The 22,194-nt window shown below is 57.1% G+C and carries 20 protein-coding genes; 9 read left to right on the top strand and 11 right to left on the bottom strand.

All coding sequences use genetic code 11. The annotated features are described in order from the left end of the window. Positions 1-9 precede the first annotated feature (9 nt). From GGQ73_RS03890 to GGQ73_RS03870, 5 genes are all read right to left on the bottom strand, one after another. Positions 10-822 (bottom strand): ABC transporter permease, encoded by an 813-nt coding sequence (locus GGQ73_RS03890; protein WP_174152143.1) that lies wholly within the window; start codon positions 820-822, stop codon positions 10-12. Between the two features lie 4 nt (positions 823-826). Beyond that, complete coding sequence (locus GGQ73_RS03885) at positions 827-1,735, bottom strand: ABC transporter permease subunit (protein WP_183894104.1); 909 nt, start codon at positions 1,733-1,735, stop codon at positions 827-829. A 13-nt stretch (positions 1,736-1,748) separates the two neighbouring features. Continuing rightward, a complete protein-coding gene (locus GGQ73_RS03880; RefSeq protein ID WP_183894102.1) occupies positions 1,749-2,906 on the bottom strand; it encodes an ABC transporter ATP-binding protein in 1,158 nt (385 codons plus the stop codon). A 78-nt stretch (positions 2,907-2,984) separates the two neighbouring features. Further along, complete coding sequence (locus GGQ73_RS03875) at positions 2,985-4,082, bottom strand: polyamine ABC transporter substrate-binding protein (protein ID WP_174152140.1); 1,098 nt, start codon at positions 4,080-4,082, stop codon at positions 2,985-2,987. 134 nt (positions 4,083-4,216) lie between these two features. Continuing rightward, complete coding sequence (locus tag GGQ73_RS03870) at positions 4,217-5,635, bottom strand: helix-turn-helix domain-containing protein (protein WP_183894100.1); 1,419 nt, start codon at positions 5,633-5,635, stop codon at positions 4,217-4,219. Positions 5,636-5,862: 227 nt separating this feature from the next. Between GGQ73_RS03870 and aceA the strand changes: the two genes are divergently transcribed. Beyond that, the gene (gene aceA, locus GGQ73_RS03865; protein WP_183894098.1) at positions 5,863-7,152 is read left to right on the top strand and encodes an isocitrate lyase; all 1,290 of its coding nucleotides are present in this window, start codon (positions 5,863-5,865) and stop codon (positions 7,150-7,152) included. 88 nt (positions 7,153-7,240) lie between these two features. Then, complete coding sequence (locus GGQ73_RS03860; protein WP_183894096.1) at positions 7,241-7,486, top strand: SMc00767 family acetate metabolism repressor; 246 nt, start codon at positions 7,241-7,243, stop codon at positions 7,484-7,486. 9 nt (positions 7,487-7,495) lie between these two features. Here the strand turns inward: GGQ73_RS03860 and GGQ73_RS03855 are convergent, their stop codons facing one another. Next, complete coding sequence (locus tag GGQ73_RS03855; RefSeq protein ID WP_183894094.1) at positions 7,496-8,368, bottom strand: LysR family transcriptional regulator; 873 nt, start codon at positions 8,366-8,368, stop codon at positions 7,496-7,498. A gap of 2 nt (positions 8,369-8,370) precedes the next feature. On the opposite strand from GGQ73_RS03855, the gene GGQ73_RS03850 reads away from it, so the two are divergent. Then, positions 8,371-8,778 (top strand): hypothetical protein, encoded by a 408-nt coding sequence (locus tag GGQ73_RS03850; protein ID WP_183894092.1) that lies wholly within the window; start codon positions 8,371-8,373, stop codon positions 8,776-8,778. Between the two features lie 115 nt (positions 8,779-8,893). Here the strand turns inward: GGQ73_RS03850 and GGQ73_RS03845 are convergent, their stop codons facing one another. After that, entirely contained in the window at positions 8,894-10,078 is a 1,185-nt protein-coding gene (locus GGQ73_RS03845; protein ID WP_183894090.1) for a BaiN/RdsA family NAD(P)/FAD-dependent oxidoreductase, read from the bottom strand. A 128-nt stretch (positions 10,079-10,206) separates the two neighbouring features. Here GGQ73_RS03845 and GGQ73_RS03840 point away from each other — a divergent pair, with 128 nt between their 5' ends. The 6 genes from GGQ73_RS03840 to GGQ73_RS03815 all read left to right on the top strand — a co-directional run bounded on the left by GGQ73_RS03840 (position 10,207) and on the right by GGQ73_RS03815 (position 17,563). Next, a complete protein-coding gene (locus GGQ73_RS03840) occupies positions 10,207-11,643 on the top strand; it encodes a glutamine synthetase family protein (protein WP_174152133.1) in 1,437 nt (478 codons plus the stop codon). Positions 11,644-11,653: 10 nt separating this feature from the next. Then, on the top strand, positions 11,654-12,940 hold the full coding sequence (locus GGQ73_RS03835; RefSeq protein ID WP_183894088.1) for an NAD(P)/FAD-dependent oxidoreductase: 1,287 nt from the start codon (positions 11,654-11,656) through the stop codon (positions 12,938-12,940). Between the two features lie 154 nt (positions 12,941-13,094). After that, on the top strand, positions 13,095-14,570 hold the full coding sequence (gene zwf, locus GGQ73_RS03830; RefSeq protein WP_183894086.1) for a glucose-6-phosphate dehydrogenase: 1,476 nt from the start codon (positions 13,095-13,097) through the stop codon (positions 14,568-14,570). Positions 14,571-14,582: 12 nt separating this feature from the next. Continuing rightward, positions 14,583-15,281, top strand: a complete 699-nt coding sequence (gene pgl / locus GGQ73_RS03825; protein ID WP_234910881.1) for a 6-phosphogluconolactonase — start codon at positions 14,583-14,585, stop codon at positions 15,279-15,281. Between the two features lie 87 nt (positions 15,282-15,368). Next, positions 15,369-17,189 (top strand): phosphogluconate dehydratase, encoded by a 1,821-nt coding sequence (gene edd / locus GGQ73_RS03820; protein ID WP_174152129.1) that lies wholly within the window; start codon positions 15,369-15,371, stop codon positions 17,187-17,189. A 2-nt stretch (positions 17,190-17,191) separates the two neighbouring features. Continuing rightward, entirely contained in the window at positions 17,192-17,563 is a 372-nt protein-coding gene (locus GGQ73_RS03815; protein WP_234910880.1) for a nuclear transport factor 2 family protein, read from the top strand. A 21-nt stretch (positions 17,564-17,584) separates the two neighbouring features. Here the strand turns inward: GGQ73_RS03815 and GGQ73_RS03810 are convergent, their stop codons facing one another. The 4 genes from GGQ73_RS03810 to GGQ73_RS03795 form a co-directional block, all read right to left on the bottom strand. After that, complete coding sequence (locus GGQ73_RS03810) at positions 17,585-17,941, bottom strand: hypothetical protein (RefSeq protein WP_174152306.1); 357 nt, start codon at positions 17,939-17,941, stop codon at positions 17,585-17,587. 299 nt (positions 17,942-18,240) lie between these two features. Then, complete coding sequence (locus GGQ73_RS03805; protein WP_183894080.1) at positions 18,241-19,329, bottom strand: ABC transporter ATP-binding protein; 1,089 nt, start codon at positions 19,327-19,329, stop codon at positions 18,241-18,243. 21 nt (positions 19,330-19,350) lie between these two features. Further along, positions 19,351-21,027, bottom strand: a complete 1,677-nt coding sequence (bglA, locus tag GGQ73_RS03800) for a beta-galactosidase BglA (protein WP_183894078.1) — start codon at positions 21,025-21,027, stop codon at positions 19,351-19,353. Between the two features lie 6 nt (positions 21,028-21,033). Beyond that, positions 21,034-22,194, bottom strand: a complete 1,161-nt coding sequence (locus GGQ73_RS03795) for a carbohydrate ABC transporter permease (protein WP_183894076.1) — start codon at positions 22,192-22,194, stop codon at positions 21,034-21,036.

The raw sequence follows: 22,194 nt of genomic DNA, 5'->3' as shown, positions 1-22,194 counted from the left end.
GACGAAAATTTAGCCTTTTACAGCATCATGTTCATCGCGCATGCGCTGCAGTTCAGAGCGCTTCGAGGCGATGGAAGCACAGATGACGCCGACGGTAACAAGTGCAATCAGGATCGTGCAGATGGCATTGATCTCAGGTGTCACGCCAAGGCGCACCTGCGAGTAGATCTTGATCGGCAGCGTCGTTGCCCCCGGCCCAGTGGTAAAACTTGCAATGACCAGATCGTCCAGCGATAGGGAAAACGCCAGCATCCAGCCAGCCACCACGGCGGGGAGAATGAGCGGCAGCGTAATACGGAAGAACGTCTTTACCGGCGGGCAGCCGAGATCGAGCGCGGCTTCTTCCAGACTGCGATCAAAGGTCAGCAACCGAGATTGAACGACGATGGCGACGTAGCACATGGTGAAAGTCGTATGCGCGATGACCACCGTCCAGAACCCTCTGTCAACGCCGATGGACACAAAAAGCAGCAGAAGCGACAGGCCGGTGATGACTTCGGGCATCACCAGAGGCGCATAAATCATGCCCGAAAAGAGCATACGACCCGGAAAGCGGGTGAAGCGCGTGAGCGACAGGGCTGCGAGCGTACCGAGAATGGTGCCGATGGTCGCGCTCAACAAAGCAACCCTCACCGTAATCCAGGCTGCATCCATCAGGCCTTCGTTGGACCACATGGAGCTGTACCAATGCAGCGAAAAACCTCCCCAAACGGTCACCAGTTTCGACGCGTTGAAGGAATAGACAACCAGAATGATGATCGGGATATACAGAAACGCAAAGCAGAGCGTCAGAATTGTGGTGTCGAATTTGCCGCGCTTCATGAGCTTACACCACCTTCTTCTGCTGGTTCTGGAAGATGACGATGGGCACGACAAGAACCAGCAGCAGCAACACCGCAACAGCAGACGCCAGAGGCCAGTCACGGTTGCCGAAAAATTCCGTCCACAGAGTCTTGCCGATCATCAACGTCTGCGCGCCGCCCAGAAGGTCGGGGATGACAAATTCGCCGGTGATGGGGATGAAGCAAATCATCGATCCAGCGATGACGCCCGGCAGAGACAAGGGGAATGTAATCTTCCAGAAGGCTTTCCATGGTGGGCAACCGAGATCGGCAGCGGCTTCCAGCAACGTGTTGTCGAGCTTTTCCAGCGCGGCGTAAAGCGGCAGGACCATGAACGGCAGATAGGAATAGACCATGCCGATGAAGACGGACGTGTCTGTTCGAAAAATATCGACCTGCTGGTCTGGTCCGAGAATACCGATTGCCTGAAACAGAACCGTCAATAAGCCCTCAGGCTTCAAGATACCGATCCAAGCATAAACGCGGATAAGAAATGACGTCCAGAACGGCAGAATGACCAACATGACCAATGTGGGTCGGATAGCGCTTGGCGCTCGGGCCATGGCCAGCGCCATCGGATAACCGATGAGCAACAGCAAGGCAGTTGAGATCAACGCGATACGAAGCGAAGACAGATAGGCCTCGACGTAAAGAGGATCTTGAGTGAGGAAGAGGTAGTTTTCGAAATCCAGTTGCGAGAAGAAATCGACGATCTGACTGAAGCCATCGAACACCGGCATATAGGGCGGCATGGCGATGGCTGTATCGGAAAGTGAAATTTTGACGATGATGAGGAAGGGGGCGACAAAAAAGAGCACAAGCCACAGATATGGAACGGCAATGACCAGCCATCGCATGGGGCTCTGTCGGTTCTCTGGAGACGAAATCGCCATGTTCAACCCTCTCTCAGCGTGTGAGAACCAGACCGGAATCGGTTTTCCAGCTCAACCAGACCATATCTCCGAAGGTAATGGGACGGTCGACGAGGCGCGAGATATTGGCCTGTGCGGCGCGCATGATGCGACCATCATCCAGCTTGACGATGAAGATCGAGAAATCGCCGAGGTAGCCAATGTCCCAGACCTCGCCATGACCAACATTCACCGTTGCGTCCGTTGGCTGATCCAGGGAAATGCGCACTTTCTCAGGCCGGATCGCAAAAGCCACCTTGCTTCCAACGGGTGACGTGCACTCCTGTTCAACGACGACCGGCATGCCTTCGCAATCGAGCGAAACGATTGGCGGCGCCCCGTCGCGAGCGGAAACGTCTTTTATCTCAGCTTCGAAAATATTGATGTCACCGATAAAATCGGCGACATAGCGACTATTGGGCGCTTCGTAGATTTCGGCAGGGGTTGCCACCTGCACCACAGTGCCCTTGTCCATCACCGCGATGCGATCCGATACGGTCATGGCTTCTTCCTGATCGTGCGTTACGATCAGGAAGGTTAGGCCCAGAGTCTGTTGCAAATCCATGATTTCAAACTGCGTCTCTTCACGCAGCTTTCTATCAAGGGCACCCAGGGGCTCGTCCAGCAATAGAACTTTGGGACGTTTGGCGAGCGAACGCGCGAGCGCCACACGCTGGCGCTGGCCACCCGACAACTGGCTTGGTTTGCGTTTGGCAAATTCGGTCAACTTGACGAGACGCAGCATTTCTTCGACACGGGTTGTTATGTCAGCCCTTGGCAAATTATCCTGCTCCAGCCCGAACGCAATGTTCTTCTCTACCGACATATGCGGAAAAAGGGCGTAGGACTGGAACATCATATTGGTGGGCCGTTTGTAGGGTGGCACGCCGGAGATGTCCTTGCCCTGCAAAAGGATACGACCTTCCGTCGGTTCCTCGAATCCGGCCAGCATGCGCATCAGCGTGGTCTTACCGCAACCGGATGGCCCGAGCAGCGAGAAGAATTCGCGCTCATAAATGTCGAGAGTCAGATTATCGACGGCAACGAAATTGCCAAACCTCTTGGTCACATTCTCGAAGCGGATGAACGGCACCGATGCGGGATCCGTCCAGGGAGAGAATTTGCGTTTAACCGGGCCAAGAGATTTCGCCATGAACTGTCCCATTTGCTGTATGAAGTGGCTGAACGAGAAAGGGGCAGGAGTTACCACCCGCCCCTTTTTGAAACCCGGTCAGCTACCGGTCTTTATCTGGGTCCAGACGCGGTTCAGAACACGCTGTTCTTTCGGCCCGTAGGGCGAGATGGTGAAAAGCTTCTTCATCGTCTCGGCATCGGGATAAACGCCGGGGTTCTTGGACACTGCCTCGTCCATCAGCGCCTGTGATGCCAGATTGCCATTGGCATATTGTACATAATCGGATGCCTTGGCGGCGACATCAGGCTTCATCATGAAATTGATGAACGCATGCGCTTCCTCGACGTTCTTGGAGTCTGCTGGAATGGCGAAGGAATCCATCCAGATATATGTGCCTTCCTTTGGGATGACATAGTTGACCTCGACGCCGTTCTTGGCTTCTTCGGCGCGGGTCTTGGCCTGGAGAATATCGCCCGACCAGCCGATCGTGATGCAGCTATCGCCATTGGCAAGCTCATCGATATAGGCGGACGAATTGAAGGTTTTAACCGAAGGACGGATCGCCTTGTAAACGTCACCACCAGCTTCCAGATCAGCCGTATCCTTGCTGTCCGGGTTCTTGCCGATGTAGTTCATGGCAATGGCGAAGGTCTCGTCAGACGCATCAAGAATGTTGATGCCACAGGATTTCAGCTTGGCTGCATTTTCCGGTTTGAAGATAATATCCCAGCTGTCGACTTTCACATCTCCCAGCGCAGCCTTGACCTTGGCAACGTTGTAGCCGATGCCGGTCGTGCCCCACATGTAGTTGACGGCATATTCGTTGCCGGGATCATACTGCGAAAGGCGCGTGGTGATTTCCGGCCACATGTTTTTCAGGTTTGGCAGCTTGGATTTGTCCAGCTTCTGGTAGACGCCAGCCTTGATCTGACGCGCCAGAAATGGTGATGTTGGAGCCACGACGTCATAGCCGGAATTTCCCGCCAGAAGCTTTGTCTCCAGGACTTCGTTGCCGTCATAGACGTCATAAACGACCTTAATGCCGGTTTCCTTGGTGAATTCTTCCAGGAGAACGGGATCGATATAGTCGGACCAGTTATAAACGTGGACGACCTTTTCCTGCGCAAAGGCTGTGCCAGCGGAAAGCGCCGCAGCCACAACGGCCAGGCTGAAACGAAGCGAACGATGTTTCATGGTAACTCCTGTTTGGACGCAGCCTTGGGAAAGACGCGTGATCCCCTTGTTTTGTCAGAGACTAGAAAGGAAAACTTGTATCGGCAAGCGGGAAATGTGCAGCGCGGCAATTTCAAACAACTGTGTGCAGCGCCTTACTGAAAATCGAAAACACTCAGGCCCGTCACCATCTCGTCCAGCCCCAACGGACGCGTTAGCGGCGCCTCCGCACGTGAAAGACAGCCCTGCCTCTCGCAAAGCCGACAGGATGGGCCGATAGCGATGCTGCCTGCCTTGATGCCGACCACATCGCCATAAACCGTTTCTTTCGCCAGCGCGGCATCGCAGGCGACCATGACAGCCGTGCGGCGAATGCGTTCTCCGAACCCCGCCTGCGGGCCATCCAGAGACCGTGCAACGGTGAGATAGGCACTACCATCCGGCATCTCCACCTGTTCCGCCAGCACCTGCCCCGGCTGGGAAAAGGCAGCGTGCACATTCAGCTTTACGCACAGTCCGCCGAACCCGGCCTGCGGGAACCCTTGCGCACCCGCCTTGCGAAAGCGGTTTCCGGCGCTGTCGATTTCCATCAGAAAGAACGGAATGCCTGCGGCACCGGGCCGCACCAGCGTGACGAGGCGGTTGGCGGCCTGCTCGAAGGACACGTTGAAGCGACCACGCAAGATATCGATGTCATAGCGCGCGCGCTGGGCAGCGGCCAGAAACGCGCCATAGGGCATCATCAACGCATGTGCGGCATAGCGGGCAAGCTCGAACCGGGCGATGCGCTTTGCCTCTTCACCGGATAGGCTCAGCGCTTGCAACTCCGTGCCAATCTCATCCGTCAGCGCCAGAAGACAGGCCTCCATGGCAAGCTCCCGCAACTGATCCTGCGGTGACAGGCGTTCGGAGAGAAACAGCCGCATGGAATGCCGGTCGTAACGTCTGCGCAGGTTCGGCATGGCATGAACAGGCATGGAGCGGACCACGACGCCGTGGTTTTTCTGAAGCCAGCCTTTCAATGCCTGAGCCAGATCATCGCCCGGTAAAAGCGTGGCATGAAAACGTTCTGCGGCCGCATCCAGCTCTACGAAATGTGCGGCGCGGCGCTCGAATATCTCTCGCACCTCATCGATTGGCAGGCGGGTGGCGGAGAGCGTCGTCTGGTGCCCCTCCCGCGCCAAAAGGTCCGAGAGATCCGTGAGGCGCTGCGCCTGCTCTTTATAGGCACGGTAAAGCTTGGCGATTCCGCTGGCCGCATTGGGCGCTGCTTCCGCCACCTCGACAAGCTCCTGGCCCGATGGCACTTCGCCTGCCAGCAGCGGATCAGCGAAGACCTCCCGCAACTGCCTGGCCATACCGCCGCTTTCACCCTGCAGGTCATCCAGATCGACCTTATAGACAGAGCTGAGTTTGAGGAGCAGTTGCACTGTCAGCGGACGCTGGTTGCGCTCGATGAGGTTGAGGTAGGATGGGGAAATCGACAAGGCCTGCGCCATGGCGGTCTGCGTCAGCCCCAACCCGTTGCGAACACGGCGCACGCGCGCGCCTGCGAAAATCTTTGCTTCCACCAACGCCTCCCCTGACACGATGGAGGCAGAATAACCCAGCCAGTCATTTTTACAAGATTTACAATTTTACAAAATCTGATGTCAAATTTCCTACAGCATGACCTCTTTCAAGTTACTGATATTGCTTTTGAACTGGCGGCGGACGGCAGTAAATTGTAAATAGTTTCACATCGCATGTTGATTGATCGGGAGTGGATCAGTCAACGACATCGTGACAAAGGGAGAGAGATATGACGGATTTTTACAAGCTTGTACCGAACGCCCCGAAGGGTCGTTTTGATGGCATCGAGCGGACCTACACGGCAGCGGATGTCGAGAAGCTGCGCGGCTCTGTCGAGATCCATTATTCGCTGGCCGAAATGGGTGCCAACCGGCTATGGCAGCTCATCAACGGGGAAAGCTACATCAATGCGCTCGGCGCGCTCTCCGGCAATCAAGCCATGCAGATGGTTCGCGCCGGTTTGAAAGCGATCTATCTTTCCGGCTGGCAGGTTGCGGCTGACGCCAACACCGCATCATCCATGTACCCCGACCAATCGCTATACCCGGCCAATGCCGCGCCGGAACTGGCAAAGCGCATCAACAAGACATTGCAGCGCGCTGACCAGATCGAGACATCCGAAGGCAAAGGCCTCTCCGTCGACACATGGTTTGCGCCGATCGTAGCCGATGCGGAAGCTGGCTTCGGGGGACCGTTGAACGCCTTTGAAATCATGAAGGCATTCATTGAGGCCGGTGCTGCCGGTGTTCACTACGAAGACCAGCTGGCGTCTGAAAAGAAGTGCGGCCATCTCGGCGGCAAGGTTCTGATCCCGACAGCGGCGCATATCCGCAACCTGACGGCAGCGCGCCTGGCAGCCGACGTCATGGGGACGCCAACGTTGGTCATTGCCCGCACGGATGCCGAAGCCGCACGGCTTTTGACCTCTGACATCGATGAGCGCGACCAGCCTTTCGTGGATTACGATGCGGGCCGCACCGTCGAGGGCTTCCATCAGGTCAAGAACGGTCTCGAGCCCTGCATTGCCCGCGCCAATGCCTATGCGCCCTACTGCGATCTCATCTGGTGCGAGACCTCCAAGCCGGATCTGGAGCAGGCCAAACGCTTTGCAGAGGGTGTCCACAAGGCGCATCCGGGCAAAAAGCTGGCCTATAATTGCTCACCGTCCTTCAACTGGAAGAAGCACCTGGATGATGCGACGATTGCCAAGTTCCAGCGCGAATTGGGCGCCATGGGTTACAAGTTTCAGTTCATTACCCTTGCCGGATTTCATCAGCTCAACTACGGCATGTTCGAACTGGCACGCGGCTACAAGGACCGGCAGATGGCAGCCTATTCGGAGCTTCAGGAAGCGGAATTCGCCGCCGAAATCAACGGCTACACCGCCACCAAGCACCAGCGCGAAGTCGGCACCGGCTATTTCGATGCGGTTTCGGCGGCCATATCCGGCGGCACATCATCCACCACCGCCATGAAAGAATCGACTGAACACGACCAGTTCCGCCCTGCAGCCGAATGACAAGCATGTCGCGCGAAAGTGTAAAGCGGTTTTGCGATAACGACATGCAACAAACAAGCTTCAACCCCATTGAACGGAGGAAAAGACAATGGCTTCGATTTCGAGAGTCAAGGAACGCACCGAGGAACAATCCTCGTCCATGAGCCAGGACCAGCAAAGCGCGATCCGCATGCTGGCCAACGACCTGCATCGCCTTAACCAGGCGGTCATGAACGCAGTCGAGGCCGGCGTTTCGGTCGAACTCGTCCGTTCCGCCCGCCACCACGGCGGTGATGGAAACTGGGGCGATCTGATGATCCCGGTTATCGTTGCACAGGGCAAGGCTGCGGCCTGATCCTAAACCTCAAACCGGGCGGATATGCCGTCCGGCGTAGAGATCGGGGTGATCCTTGATCAGCTTCACCATTCGATCTGCCACCGTCCGGATATCGCGACGGTGGCGGTCTTCGTTGTTCATGACGATCCATTGGCGGTGGCGCAGCTCTTCGATCTCGCCACCTTCCCGCACCAGGCGCGGGTCTCCATCCCCGATGAAACACGGCAGCACCGCGACACCCGCACCTGCCAGAGCAAGGTCCAGCAGCACAATCGGGCGGTTGACGGTTACCATGATGCTGTCGCTCCTGTTTTCGTGCGGCCAACGCAAATAGGCGGAAATCGCGTTTTCCTTTGCAACGGCAACGCATCTGTCACCGATCGACGCTGGCGCATTGCGTAAGCGATAGGCCGCGTAGGCCACGTTCCCGGTTTTGATGGCGGCAAGATTGCGCTCTTCCGGTTCGAATGCGCGAATGCCGATATCGTTTTCGCGGTGTGCGAGGCTGGCACGTTGTTCCGCCACGAACAGATCGACCCGGAAATCATCCCGCTCATTGCAGATCGCCGAAAAATTGGTTGTCAGCAGGTGCGCGTTCCATGTGCCCGCCGCGATGCGGACCAGCGATGAACCGGCACCGGATTTGCGCCAACCATCGATGTTGCGAGCGGCGCCTTCCATGCTCTGAAGCTGGTCAAGAAGCGCCCTGCCATCGGCGGTCAGCACGTAACCGGTCTGGCTTCGGATGAACAGGGATTTGCCGAGCGACCGCTCCAACTCCAGCATCCGCCGCCCAATGGTCGCAGCGCTGAGGCCCGACGTTGCTGTGGCACCGGTCAGGCCGCCACTGCGCGCGACGTCAAGGAATATCTGAAATGCATCCCAGCCAAGGTTTTTCATAAATGAAAAACATAGGGCATTTTCAGCTGCATATAAATCGAAAAATATCGCTCATGCTGAAGCCTCACATTACGGAGGCGTTTATGCAGGAGCTTTATTCAGCATTGGCTTTACTGAAGATTACCCATCCTGATGCGGCACGAAACCCAAGAGAGGAAGAGGACAGGTTTTATGCGGACGCAGCGCGCGCGTCGACGCCGTGGCGACTGATCAAATCAGCGATTATAGTTTGCGGCCATGCGCTGAAAAGCTTAGTGCAACAGCACCAGAAACGCAGCAATCGCGCCGCTAGCGATCAGGCTCAGGCGGAAGGCGTATTGGGCGTTGTCATTGGCAGTGCGAGCAATTGCGATGGCACGGGCAGGTTTTCTGGACATCATCATGAGCGGCTTCCTGAACGAGAAACATAACCGATCGATGCCGGGTTCCGGCGTCCAGCGGGACATCATGTATCAACTTGCGTTGTGCTGGCATTCGATCAGCATGACTCCGCGTCTCTTAATAAGGCCTTAAGATGTCGGCGGCTCAGACAGATTCTCCGGCGGCGTGGCCGGATGCCCATGCCCATTGGAAATTATAGCCGCCCAGCCAGCCTGTGACATCCACACATTCACCGATGAAATAGAGACCCGGCACGTTTTTCGCCTGCATGGATTTGGAGTCGAGATTTGTCGTGTCGACGCCGCCGAGTGTGACTTCCGCCGTGCGATAACCTTCGGAACCTGATGGTTTGATGGTCCACTCCTGCACGGCAGCGGTCAGTGCCGATAAGGTCCTGTCGGACATATCGCCAATATTGCCGGTGACGCCCGCTCGCTCCGCCACATGCTGCGCCAGTCGTTTCGGCAGAATGTCACCAAGGGCCGTCTGGGCAGACTGACGACCATTGGCTTTTTTCGCCGTCTTCAAGTGACCGATAACATCGAGATCAGGCTCCATTTTCAACCTGATCTCATCGCCCTCACGCCAGTAGGACGAGATTTGCAGAACAGACGGCCCGCTCAAGCCACGATGGGTGAACAGCAATGCCTCCTTGAACCCGGTCTTCCCATGGGAAATTTCGGCGGGAACGGCAATGCCAGAGAGAGCCGAGAGCTTTTCCAGTTGTGTGGGTTCGAGCGTCAGCGGTACAAGTCCGGGGCGTGTCTCGATGAGATCGAGGCCGAACTGTTCGGCAATACGATAGGCAAAGCCGGTCGCGCCCATTTTTGGAATAGATTTTCCACCAGTGGCCAGAACCAGACTTTCCGTTTCAATGACACCCGCTGAGGTGAAAACGCGAAAACCGCCGGTCGGAATGGCTTCGACCGTGGAGATATCCGTCGATAGCCTGAGCTTCGCACCCACCGCCTGCATTTCGCTCAGCAGCATGCGGATGATATCCTTGGCACTGTCGTCGCAGAAAAGCTGACCCAGTGCCTTTTCGTGAAAGGCAATGCGGTGCTTTTCGACAAGCGATACGAAATCGCGTGGCGTGTAGCGCGCCAAGGCCGACTTGGCGAAATGGGGATTGTTCGATAGATAGTTTTTCGGGCCTGCGTGGATGTTGGTGAAATTGCAACGCCCGCCGCCGGAAATGCGGATCTTCTCGCCCGGCGCCTTGGCGTGATCGAGGATGATGACGGAGCGGCCACGCTGCCCGGCGCGGAGGGCGCACATCATGCCAGCCGCCCCAGCGCCCAATATCAGCACGTTACATTTTTCCGTCATGGAGTTTCCCTAGTTTCAGTGTACTTCCTCTTTTAGAAGTCAGGCTTGTTGTCAATGGCGCTCCCCCTTTTGCCAAATGACAAAGTCTGGCTATGATAGTGCCAATCGAAACACACAGCCGGTGATTTATGCCTCCCAAGAAAACCATGCTCCGTCCGAAAAAACCGGCAAACATGGCAAAGAAAATACCTGTCGATGTCTCTCCGACACGCGGTTGCTCCACATGGCGTGAAGCCGCGCAGTGGCTGAAAGCTCGCGGCATCGAGGATATCGAGTGCATCACGCCGGACCTTGCGGGCGTTCCCCGCGGCAAGATGATGCCGACATCCAAATTTACCGGCGACACATCCCTTGCGCTTCCGTCTGCCCTCTACCGCCACACGATCTCTGGCGAATACCCGGATGAGACGGCGAACTTCCGTTATGAGCCCCGTGATAGCGACCTGAAGCTTGTTCCCGATCTTTCAACACTCTGCGTCGTTCCATGGGAAAGCGACCCTACCGCGCAGGTCATCTGCGATGTGGTGGATCAGGAAGGCGCTTTCGTTCCTTACACACCGCGCAACGTGTTGCGGAACGTGCTCGACCTCTACAAGGACAAGGGCTGGAAGCCGGTCGTTGCGCCAGAAATCGAGTTCTATCTCGTCGCCATGAACGATGACCCGGATTACCCGCTGCATCCGCCAAAGGGGCGCTCGGGCCGCTCGATCGTCGGCGGGCAGAGCTATTCGATTGCCGGGATTAATGAATTCGACGAATTGATCGACGACATCTACCACTTCTCGGAAAAGCAGGGTCTGGAAATTGACACGCTGATCCATGAAGAGGGTCCGGCGCAGCTGGAAATCAACCTGCGCCACGGTGACCCCATAGAACTGGCCGATCAGGTCTTCCTGTTCAAGCGCACCATTCGCGAGGCGGCGCTGAAACATGGCATCTATGCCACCTTCATGGCCAAGCCCATGCAGGGCATGCCCGGCTCGGCCATGCATATTCACCAGTCGGTTGTCGATATCGAGACCGGTGAAAACGTGTTTTCCAACAAGGATGGCAGCCCTTCCAAGGAGTTTTTCTCCTTTGTGGGCGGCATGCAGCGTTATGTGCCGAACGCGCTGGTGATGCTGGCGCCTTACGTCAACTCCTACCGCCGCCTGACGCCCGACATGGCCTGCCCGGTCAACAATGCCTGGGGCTATGATAACCGCACGACCGCGTTCCGCGTTCCGATATCAGGTCCTTCAGCACGGCGTGTGGAAAACCGTCTGCCAAGTTCCGATGCCAACCCGTATCTGGCCATCGCTGCGTCTCTCGCCTGCGGCTGGCTTGGCATCATGAACAATATCGAGCCGACCGAACCGACCTACGAGACGGCCAACGAAGGTTCCATCGAATTGCCACGCGGTCTTCTAGAGGCTGTAGCGCTTCTGGAAGGCGAACCGCAGCTGGAGCGTGTCTTCGGGCATGAATTCGTCGGCCTTTATGCTGGTCTGAAGCGAGGCGAGTTCGAGACCTTCATGCAGGTGATCAGCCCGTGGGAACGGGAATTCCTGCTGTTGAACGTATGAGGGGCCGCACATGACATGGCAAAGCCCTATTGCACCCGGCATGTCCTGGTATCAGGACAGTTCGGGCGAGCGGCCCGAATATGCGGCGATGGACGGCTCGCGTAAGGTGGACGTGGCGGTGATCGGCGGTGGCTTCACCGGCTTGCAAGCGGCCTATAATCTGGCAAAGGCGGGCGTGTCCGTAGCGCTTGTCGAAGGCCATCGTTTTGGCGATGGGGCATCCGGGCGCAATGGCGGACAGTTCGGGACAGGTCAGCGCGCATGGCCGGATGATCTGGAAAAGGACATCGGCTTTCAGCGTTCCAAGGCGCTGTTCGACATCGCCGAAAACGCCAAGCACTATGTCCTGGGTTTTGCCAGAGACAACGCCATCGATATGGAATTCCTGCCAGGGCAATTGAACGTCCTGCATAAGGCATCCTATGAGAAGGCCTATCGCAAAAGCGTGGACGCCATGACCAGCCGCTACGGTTACGCCCATGTCTCCTTCATGGAGAAGGCTGAAACGGCTGAAAGGCTTGGCTCCAACCATTATCATTTCGGCGTTCGCGATACCGGTACCGGGCACATCCACCCGCTGAAGCTCATCATCGGTCTGGCAAAGGCGGCGAAAGCGGTCGGGGCGCAAATCTTCGAGATGACACCTGCGAAATCCATTCGCCAGACTGGCGGCAAGATGCTCATCGAAACACCGTCCGGTACCATCACGGCCGACCGTGTTCTGATCGCCACCAATGCCTATATCGGCAATCTGGAGCCGGTCACGGCGGCGCATGTCATGCCGATCCGCTCCTTCATCGGCGCAACTGTACCGCTGGATGACTTCCCGACCATCATTCCCGGAAAAGAGGCGGTTGCAGATAGCCGTTTCGTGGTGCGCTATTTCCGAAAGACACCGGACAATCGTCTGCTGTTTGGCGGGCGTGAGGCCTACACAGCGGATTCACCGCGCGACATTTCCAAACACATCCGCAAGCAGATCGCCGAAATCTATCCTGCGCTCAGCACTGTCGAGATGACACATGCCTGGGGTGGCTCTGTTGGCATCACCCTCAACCGCCAGCCCTTCGTGCGCGAAGTCATGCCGGGCGTGATGTCCATCGGCGGCTATTCCGGTCATGGCGTGATGTTATCCAATTATTGCGGCAAGCTCTATGCGGATATGGTCATTGCGAAGGACAAGGCGTTGGATCAGTTCGCTTCGCTGGATGTGCCGTCTTTTCCGGGCGGCACGACGTTGCGGGCACCCCTCTTGTTTCTGGCGCTTTCATGGTACGCCTTGCGCGACAGGTTTTAATCGAGCGTTTGGAGCAGGTGTTCGTGAGACGACCTCATCGTGAACATAAACAACGGCTTGCACGCAAAATTCATAAATTCTTACAACACGTCTGGCATTTTTAAATCGATTAGATTATGGATGCCCCCAACACGGAAAGATCGAGAGAATCGGTATGAGCAGTCAAATCATTCCAGTCGAGCCCTTCGATTGCGTCGTCTTCGGCGGCACTGGCGATCTGGCCGAGCGCAAGCTTCTGCCAGCCCTTTACCACCGTCAGGTGGAAAACCAGCTGTCCGAACCGACACGCATCATCGGCGCTTCCCGTTCCGTCATGACGCATGAGGAATACCGTAAATTCGCGCAGGACGCTCTTAAAGAGCATCTCAAGAAGGGCGAATATGACGACGGGCAGGTCGAAAAATTCTGCGCGCGCCTGTTCTACGTTCCCGTCGATGCGAAGTCTGATGGCGGCTGGGACAAGCTGAAGAAGCTTCTGGATGAGGGCAAGGACCGCATTCGCGCCTTCTATCTCGCAGTTGCGCCCGGAATCTTCGGCGATATCGCTTTCAAGATCCGCGATCACAAGCTCATCACCAAATCCACCCGCATCGTCGTGGAAAAGCCGATTGGCCGCGATCTGGCATCTGCGCTGGAGCTCAATGACACGCTGGGCAACGTCTTCAAGGAAGAGCAGATCTTCCGTATCGACCATTACCTCGGCAAGGAAACCGTGCAGAACCTGATGGTGCTGCGCTTTGCCAATGCGCTCTATGAGCCGCTGTGGAACTCCGCCCATATCGACCACGTCCAGATCACGGTTGCCGAATCCGTCGGTCTCGAAGGCCGCGCCGGATATTACGACAAGGCTGGCGCGCTGCGCGACATGGTGCAGAACCATATTCTTCAGTTGCTGTGCCTCGTTGCGATGGAGCCCCCCTCTTCCATGAACGCCGAGGCGGTGCGTGACGAAAAGGTCAAGGTTCTGCGCTCGCTGAAGATGATCGACGAATCCAATGTCGAGAAGCTGACCGTCCGCGGCCAGTACCGCGCCGGCGCTTCCGCCGGTGGCCCGGTCAAGGGTTATCTGGAAGAACTGGAGGGCGGCGTCTCCAACACCGAGACCTTTGTTGCCATCAAGGCTGAAATTGCCAATTGGCGTTGGGCTGGTGTGCCGTTCTACATTCGCACCGGCAAGCGTCTCGCGACCCGCGTGTCCGAGATCGTCGTCACCTTCAAGCAAATCCCGCATTCGATCTTCGATGATGCGGCGGGCAAGGTGGAAGCCAACAAGCTGGTCATTCGCCTGCAACCGGATGAAGGCGTCAAACAGTCGCTGCTCATCAAGGACCCAGGTCCAGGCGGCATGCGTCTGCGTCAGGTTTCACTGGATATGAGCTTTGCCCAAGCCTTCAACGTGCGCAGCCCGGATGCCTATGAGCGCCTGTTGATGGACACGATCCGCTCCAATCAGGCCCTGTTCATGCGCCGCGACGAAGTGGAAGCGGCGTGGAAGTGGGTTGATCCCATTCTGAAAAGCTGGGAAGCCGTGAGCCAGGGGGTTCAGGGTTACACATCGGGTACGTGGGGACCAAGCGGCTCCATCGCTTTGATCGAACGCGATGGCCGCACATGGCACGAAGCCGATTAAGGGGATATGCCAATGATTGGACAAGAGCATATCTTTGCAAACGGCGCTGAGTTGGCAGAAACGCTGGCAAAGGACGTTGCGGAACGCCTTGAGCGTGGACTTTCCGAGCGTGGAACAGCAAGCATTGCCGTTTCTGGCGGCTCCACCCCAAAACTGTTTTTCAATGAACTTTCCAAACATAAACTGGACTGGAAAAACATCAGCGTAACCTTGGTGGACGAGCGTTTCGTAGCCCCTGAAAGCGATCGATCCAACCACAAGCTGGTTGCCGACTACCTGCTGCAGAACGCGGCGACCTACGCGTATTTCGTGCCGCTCTTTCAGTTCTTTGCAACGCCTGACGATGCGGCAACGCTTGCGACCGTCAAGACGGAAGCGATCTGCGATCCGTTCGACGTTGTCGTCCTTGGCATGGGCACGGACGGTCACACGGCTTCGTTCTTCCCCGGTGGCGATAATCTCGAAGAAGCACTCGATCTGGACGAAGAGCGCGCCGTGCTGCCGATGGCTGCCGAAACCGCTGGCGAAGAACGGCTGACGTTCAATCTCTCCGCGCTTCACGATGCCCGCTTCCTGGTTTTGCATATCGAAGGCGCTGCCAAGAAGGAAACGCTCGACAAGGCGAAATCCGATCTGGATGAGGAAGACATGCCCGTTCGGGCCGTTCTCAACCGCGCGGAATCGCCCGTACATATCTATTGGGCCCCATAAGCCCTACGCTTGAAACAGCAACATGATGACCGGCCGACGTGCCCAAGCGTCTGGCCGATGATCAACAGAAGGACAGGATGAACGCCCATGGCTGCCGACCCTCGTATTCAGGCTATAACGGCCCGTATCGTCGAGCGCTCGAAACCTTATCGCGAGATCTATCTCGAAAGGCTTCGGCTTCAGGTCACGAAGGGCGTACATCGGTCCGTTCTGTCTTGTGCGAATCTCGCGCACGGGTTTGCGGTCTGTTCCCCCGCCGACAAGGACATCCTTGCCGGCGACAGAGTTGGCAATCTTGGCATCATCACCGCTTACAACGACATGCTCTCGGCCCACCAGCCGTTTGAGACCTACCCAAACCTGATCCGCGAAGCAGCCAAGGAAGCGGGCGGCATTGCGCAGGTGGCGGGTGCGGTTCCAGCCATGTGTGATGGCGTGACGCAGGGACAGCCGGGTATGGAGCTATCGCTGTTTTCGCGCGATGCGATTGCCATGGCAGCGGGTATCGGTCTGTCCCATAACATGTTCGATGCGGCGCTATTTCTCGGCGTCTGCGACAAGATCGTGCCGGGTCTGGTGATTGCCGCTTTGTCCTTCGGCCACCTGCCATCCATCTTCATTCCGGCAGGACCAATGACATCGGGTCTGCCGAATGACGAGAAGTCCCGGATTCGCCAGCTGTATGCTGAGGGAAAGGTAGGCCGCGCCGAACTGCTGGAAGCCGAATCCAAATCCTATCACGGCCCCGGCACCTGCACGTTCTATGGCACCGCCAACTCAAACCAGATGCTGATGGAAATCATGGGCTTTCATATGCCCGGCTCGTCCTTCATCAACCCCAACACGCCATTGCGTGATGCGATGACGCGTGAGGCAACGAAGCGGGCCTTGGCGATCACCGCGCAGGGCAACGAGTTTACGCCTGCGGGCGAGATGATCGATGAGCGTTCCGTGGTCAACGGCGTCGTTGGGCTGCACGCCACGGGCGGCTCCACCAACCACACGCTTCACCTCATCGCCATGGCGCGGGCGGCTGGTATCGTGCTGACATGGCAGGATATTTCTGATCTGTCCGACGTGGTTCCCCTTCTGGCGCGCGTTTATCCAAACGGCCTGGCGGATGTGAACCATTTCCATGCCGCAGGTGGCATGGGCTTTCTCATCAAGCAGCTTCTGAAACAGGGCTTCGTGCATGATGACGTGCGCACCGTGTTTGGTCATGGGCTCGAGGCCTACACGATCGAGCCGACGCTGGATGAAAACGGTGGTGTAGCCCGCAGGTCCTCGCCGGAGGTCAGCCATGATCCAAAGGTTCTGGCTAGCGCCGAAACGCCATTCCAGCCGACCGGCGGACTGAAGATGCTGACCGGCAATCTCGGCAAGGCCGTCATCAAGATTTCTGCGGTCAAGCCGGAGCGTCATGTCATCGAGGCACCGGCCATGATCTTCCACGATCAGCAGAGCCTTCAGACCGCCTTCAAGGAAGGCAAGCTGAACCGTGACTTCGTGGCTGTCGTTCGCTTCCAGGGACCGAAGGCCAATGGAATGCCGGAACTGCACCAACTGACGCCGCCGCTTGGCGTGTTGCAGGATCGCGGCTTCAAGGTGGCGCTGGTGACCGATGGGCGCATGTCCGGGGCATCCGGCAAGGTGCCTGCCGCCATCCACATGACGCCGGAGGCCGTCGATTGCGGCCCGATTTCTCGTATTCGCGATGGCGACATGATCCGGCTCGATGCCATTACCGGCACGATCGAAGTTCTGGTTTCATCTGCCGAACTGTCTGCCCGCGAACCGGCAACAGCCGACCTTTCGGCGAATGAATGGGGCATGGGCCGCGAGCTGTTCGCGCCCTTCCGTCGCAGTGTCGGGGCTGCCGATCATGGTGCCAGCGTTTTCTCGAATTGAAATTGAGTAAGAATCCCACAGATCCGGCCTACCCCGTGCAAATGCAGCTGGAGGCCTATAACGCACGCGACATCGACACGTTCATGCCGTGGTGGGCGGATGACTGCCAGTATTACGTCTTCCCAGATCAGCTCGTCGCCGGGACTGCCGAGGAAATTCGCGAGAGGCATGTCGAACGGTTCAAGGAGCCGAACCTACATGGCAAGTTGCTGCATCGTCTCGTGATGGGCAATACCGTCATCGACCATGAAACGGTGATCCGGACCTTTCCAGAAGGTCCCGGAGAGTTGGATGTCATCTGCATCTATGAAATCATCAGCGGCAAGATCGCCAAGGCATGGTTCAAGATCGGCGACAAAAGAGTTTACGGCTAGACGATCACAGGCCGGGTTATATTACCAAGCGCGAACATCGAGCTTGCGGTCTCTGTGCGCCGGGTGGGTGCTGAAGACGAAAATCCGGTCCATGTCTTTCTTGGTCAGAAGATGCAGGAAGCGAACGTGGATCGTGTTGTTGGGATTGACCTTCAGCAGCACGCAGCCAATTTTAGTGATGCGGGCATCGGGGATGTCGAGGTAAAATTGCTGGGGCAGATTATACTGCGTCATCAGCGCGAGAACGGCCTCGGACTTCGAAATCTTGATGACGTCACATCGGCGCGACGCCATATTCATAACGGCTTTCTCGGTGTATTCGATACGCGCGGCATTCATCGTATCTTCCATTTTGAAACGACCTTCGCGGTCGTACATGAAAGATTCTTCCTTGCTGAGATAGGTGGGTTTGCCGATATCTGCCCGGGCGTTCACTGCCGAATTCCTTTTGTTACGTTCCAAGGAAAAGACTAGCCAGAACTCCTTAAGAATTTCTGTCGCCGTTTCGATATGGAACACATGCCGGAACGGACTGTGTATATCTTTGGAGTCATATCGGTGGGCAGTTACTGTTCGAACCAACCACCTGATCTCGCAGCGTTTTATTGATCATGGAATATTTATTCCAAACCGGCACGGCTTTATATCATGGTAAAAAAGCCGTTCTAAACGGCCTTTTACCGGCGATATGTCTGGCCTTGCGCGTCAAACAGATGCAGCTTTTGAGACGGTGCGGAGAAGCGCAAAAGCTGACCTTTTTTGGCTTCCGCAATGCCGGGGATTTTGACGATAATGGGCTCCTGTCCGGCAGGCGCTTCCAGATAGAGCAAGGTGACCTCTCCCAGCGCTTCGACGATGGAAACTTTACCTTCGAAAAGATAGTCGTCACCGGTGACGATGGATAAATCTTCCGGGCGTACCCCGAAGGATGCGGCCTTCCCTTCTTCTCCAGACGGGGTCTCGATATCGACGGAAAGCGTCTTGCCCCCGACCAGTTCGATCGCAGTCTTCGCGCCTGTTTCCTTGATCGTCGCGGCGATGATGTTCATGGCAGGAGAGCCAATGAACTTGGCAACGAAGAGATTGCCGGGATTTTCGTAAAGCTCCAGCGGCGCGCCCACCTGTTCGACACGGCCGCCATTCAGCACGACGATGCGATCGGCGAGCGTCATCGCCTCTACCTGATCATGCGTGACATAGATCATCGTCGTATCCGCCATCTGCTCGCCAAGTTTGGCGATCTCGATGCGGGTGGCGACGCGGAGGGCTGCATCGAGGTTCGACAATGGCTCGTCGAACAAGAAGACCTTGGGATTACGGCAGATGGCGCGACCGATGGCGACACGCTGGCGCTGACCGCCGGAGAGCGCTTTCGGCAGACGCTCCAGATACTGCGTCAGCTGCAGAATATCGGCAGCAGCGCGCACACGGCGGTCGATTTCCTGCCGGTTTTCCTTGGCGATCTTCATGCCGAAGGCCATGTTGTCGTAGACCGTCATATGCGGATAGAGCGCATAGGACTGGAACACCATGGCGATGCCACGCCGCGAGGGCGGGATTTCGTTGACCAGTTGGCCATCGATATACATCTCGCCGCCGGTGATCTCCTCAAGACCCGCAATCATGCGCAAAAGCGTTGATTTACCGCAGCCGGAGGGGCCAACGAAGACGATGAACTCGCCTTGCTTGATGTCCAGGTCGATACCGTGCAGGACCTTGACCTGACCGTAGGACTTGCGGATGTCCTTCAGAATAACGCCCGTCATGTGGTGTTCCTCCCTATATCTTCAGGCGTAACGGGCGAAAAATGCGCCCCATGCCGGTAATGTGACCTCATTGCCGCTTTGCTCTGCGGAAAAGCCGTGACCGTCCAGAACCTCCCAATTGCCGTCCGGCAAGGTCACCGTTGAAGGCTCAGCGGAGAGGTTGAAGAGGCACTGCACAGTCTCGTTGCCCAGCGTGCGCGTGTAGCTCGACACCGTGCCGACCACCGGCTGAAACTCGATCTTGCCCTTGGCAAAGGCCGGATGCAGCTTGCGGAACGCGAGGAAGCGGCGGTAATGCTCCAAAACCGATGCTTCATCGCCCTGCTGGGCGCTGACGGCGCGCTGCTTGTGCTCGGGCGGAATGGGAAGCCAGCCCTTCTCGGCTGTCGAGAAACCTGCCAGCGCATGACCGGCATCCCAGACCATCGGCGTGCGGCAGCCATCACGGCCCTTGAATTCCGGCCAGAACTGGATGCCGTAGGGGTCTTGCAGATCATCAAAAGCGATATCGGCTTCGGTCAGGCCAAGCTCTTCGCCCTCGTAGATGCAGACCGAACCGCGCTGCGTCATCAAAAGCGCCGAGAGAACCTTGGCAAAGGCGTCCTTGTCTTCGACCACATCACCCCAGCGGCTGACATGCCTGACAACATCATGGTTGGAGAACGCCCAGCAGGCCCATCCCTCTGGTGCCGCGCGCGCAAAATCCGCTTGCACATCGGCCACGCGCTGCGGGGTCAAGGCGTCGGGTGCCAGGAATTCGAAGGCGTAACACATCTGCATCTTGTCATCGCCGGAGGTGTATTCTCCAACGATTTCAAGGCCACGCTGGCTGTCACCCACTTCACCCACGGCTGCAATGTCCGGGAATTCGTCCAGCACAGCGCGAAAGCGCTTCAAAAACGCGATATTTTCAGGGCGGTTCTTGTCGTAGATATGCTCCTGGAAATTATAGGGGTTCACGGCAGGCGCCGTGGACGCATTGCGGCGTTCCGGTGCCAAGGCCGGGTTATCGCGCAGCTCCTTGTCATGGAAATAGAAGTTGATGGTATCCAGACGGAAGCCATCGACGCCGCGTTCAAGCCAGAAACGGGTGATGTTCAACAGCTCCTGCTGCACCTCTTCATTGTGCAGGTTCAGGTCCGGCTGCGAGGTGAGGAAGTTGTGCATGAAATATTGCATGCGGGTCGGGTCCCATTGCCAGCCGGAACCGCCGAAGATGGACAGCCAGTTGTTGGGCGGCGTGCCATCCGGCTTGCCATCGCTCCACACATACCAGTCCGCTTTGGGGTTCTGGCGGCTGGAGCGGCTCTGCACGAACCATGGGTGCTGATCCGACGTGTGCGACAGGACGAGATCGATCATGACGCGGACGCCGAGACGGTGCGCTTCGGCAATCAGCCCATCGAAATCCGCCAGCGTGCCGAACATCGGATCGACATCGACATAGTTGGAGACGTCGTAGCCGAAATCCTTCATTGGTGACGTGAAAAAGGGCGAAATCCAGATCGCATCTGCGCCGAGCTTGGAAATATGCTCCAGACGCGAGGTGATGCCCTTAAGATCACCAATCCCATCACCGTTGCTGTCCTGGTAAGAGCGCGGGTAAATCTGGTAGATCACGGCACCGCGCCACCAATCCTTGTCGCGCACGAGAGCAGAAGACGTCATTGCAGTATCCTGTGAGGTATGGGCATTCATGGAGTATCAGCCTCCCTTGACGGAGCCGGTCAACAGGCCACGTACAAGGTAACGTTGGAGAGCGAAGAAAACGCAGAGCGGCACGACGATGGTGACGAAGGCCGACGCGGTGAGGATTTCCCAGTTGCCGCCGCGCGAACCGAGCAGCGCGTTGAGCGCCCCGGTCAGCACCAGCTCGTCCTTCTGCGTGCCGAGAAAGACCATGGCGACCAGCAGGTCGTTCCATGTCCAGAGGAACTGGAAGATTGAGAAGGAGGCGAGTGCCGGGAAGGATAACGGCAGGACGATCTTGACGAAGATTTCGAAATCGCTGGCGCCATCGACACGGGCGCTTTCGATGATCTCTTTCGGCAGCCCGGCAATGTAGTTGCGCAGCAGATAGATGGCGAGCGGTAGACCGAACGCCGTATGCGCCAGCCAGATGCCCGCATAGGTCTTGGACGGCACGCCGAAGACATTGCCGATCCAGTTATAGAGCTGCAACAGCGGAATGAGCGACATCTGCAAGGGCACGACGATAAGGCCGACGACCATGGCGATGATGAGAGACCGCCCGGTAAACTTCATCCATGACAGCGCGTAGGCCGCAAAGGCTGCAATGAGGATCGGAATGACCGTGGCAGGAATGGCGACCGTCAGCGAGTTGACAAAGGATTGTCCGATGCCTTCCGACGTTAGAACCGTGCGGTAATTGTCGAGTGTGAAGATAGGTGGTGTACCAACGGCGAGGTATACGCGCTTGGCGCGTGAGCCTTCGAAGCTGGCATTCTTGCTGTACTGGTAAGTGCCATCTTCATTGACGAGCAGCGTTTCGCCATCGCCCAGATCAACGACCTTGCCAGCTTCGAACGCCGAGGGCTCCTGCACCCTGACGCCGAAAGCAGACACTTTGCCCCCGGCACCGTTTTCGAAAACGTTACCAGCGATGACAAACCTGTCACCTTCCTGTTTTTGTGTTGCAGGATCGGCAAGACGAACCGCCTGCGTCTGACTGGAACTGGAAAAAGCAGTCCACCAGCCGGACACGACCAGCTGGTCCTTGTCTCGCAGCGAAGAGACGAGAATGCCGAGCGTCGGCAGGAGCCAGAGCAGGACGACGAACAGGACGCTGATGTGAACGATCAGGCGAGGCAGGCCGATGCGGCGAATACGCGTTGCGATGCTCAT

It is taken from the genome of Rhizobium skierniewicense (assembly GCF_014196515.1).
Lineage (GTDB): Bacteria > Pseudomonadota > Alphaproteobacteria > Rhizobiales > Rhizobiaceae > Agrobacterium > Agrobacterium skierniewicense.
This window is presented reverse-complemented; position numbering and strand designations above follow the sequence as displayed.

Excerpts from the sequence above, each read along its gene's own strand:
- GGQ73_RS03805 (WP_183894080.1), bottom strand. The coding sequence starts at position 19,329 with ATGACGGGCGTTATTCTGAAGGACATCCGCAAGTCCTACGGTCAGGTC.
- GGQ73_RS03845 (WP_183894090.1), bottom strand. The coding sequence starts at position 10,078 with ATGACGGAAAAATGTAACGTGCTGATATTGGGCGCTGGGGCGGCTGGC.
- GGQ73_RS03875 (WP_174152140.1), bottom strand. The coding sequence starts at position 4,082 with ATGAAACATCGTTCGCTTCGTTTCAGCCTGGCCGTTGTGGCTGCGGCG.
- GGQ73_RS03795 (WP_183894076.1), bottom strand. The coding sequence starts at position 22,194 with ATGAGCATCGCAACGCGTATTCGCCGCATCGGCCTGCCTCGCCTGATC.
- GGQ73_RS03835 (WP_183894088.1), top strand. The coding sequence starts at position 11,654 with ATGACATGGCAAAGCCCTATTGCACCCGGCATGTCCTGGTATCAGGAC.
- GGQ73_RS03850 (WP_183894092.1), top strand. The coding sequence starts at position 8,371 with ATGAAAAACATAGGGCATTTTCAGCTGCATATAAATCGAAAAATATCG.
- edd (WP_174152129.1), top strand. The coding sequence starts at position 15,369 with ATGGCTGCCGACCCTCGTATTCAGGCTATAACGGCCCGTATCGTCGAG.
- aceA (WP_183894098.1), top strand. The coding sequence starts at position 5,863 with ATGACGGATTTTTACAAGCTTGTACCGAACGCCCCGAAGGGTCGTTTT.
- GGQ73_RS03855 (WP_183894094.1), bottom strand. The coding sequence starts at position 8,368 with ATGAAAAACCTTGGCTGGGATGCATTTCAGATATTCCTTGACGTCGCG.
- bglA (WP_183894078.1), bottom strand. The coding sequence starts at position 21,027 with ATGAATGCCCATACCTCACAGGATACTGCAATGACGTCTTCTGCTCTC.
- GGQ73_RS03860 (WP_183894096.1), top strand. The coding sequence starts at position 7,241 with ATGGCTTCGATTTCGAGAGTCAAGGAACGCACCGAGGAACAATCCTCG.
- zwf (WP_183894086.1), top strand. The coding sequence starts at position 13,095 with ATGAGCAGTCAAATCATTCCAGTCGAGCCCTTCGATTGCGTCGTCTTC.
- GGQ73_RS03840 (WP_174152133.1), top strand. The coding sequence starts at position 10,207 with ATGCCTCCCAAGAAAACCATGCTCCGTCCGAAAAAACCGGCAAACATG.
- GGQ73_RS03880 (WP_183894102.1), bottom strand. The coding sequence starts at position 2,906 with ATGGCGAAATCTCTTGGCCCGGTTAAACGCAAATTCTCTCCCTGGACG.
- GGQ73_RS03885 (WP_183894104.1), bottom strand. The coding sequence starts at position 1,735 with ATGGCGATTTCGTCTCCAGAGAACCGACAGAGCCCCATGCGATGGCTG.
- pgl (WP_234910881.1), top strand. The coding sequence starts at position 14,583 with ATGATTGGACAAGAGCATATCTTTGCAAACGGCGCTGAGTTGGCAGAA.
- GGQ73_RS03810 (WP_174152306.1), bottom strand. The coding sequence starts at position 17,941 with ATGTACGACCGCGAAGGTCGTTTCAAAATGGAAGATACGATGAATGCC.
- GGQ73_RS03890 (WP_174152143.1), bottom strand. The coding sequence starts at position 822 with ATGAAGCGCGGCAAATTCGACACCACAATTCTGACGCTCTGCTTTGCG.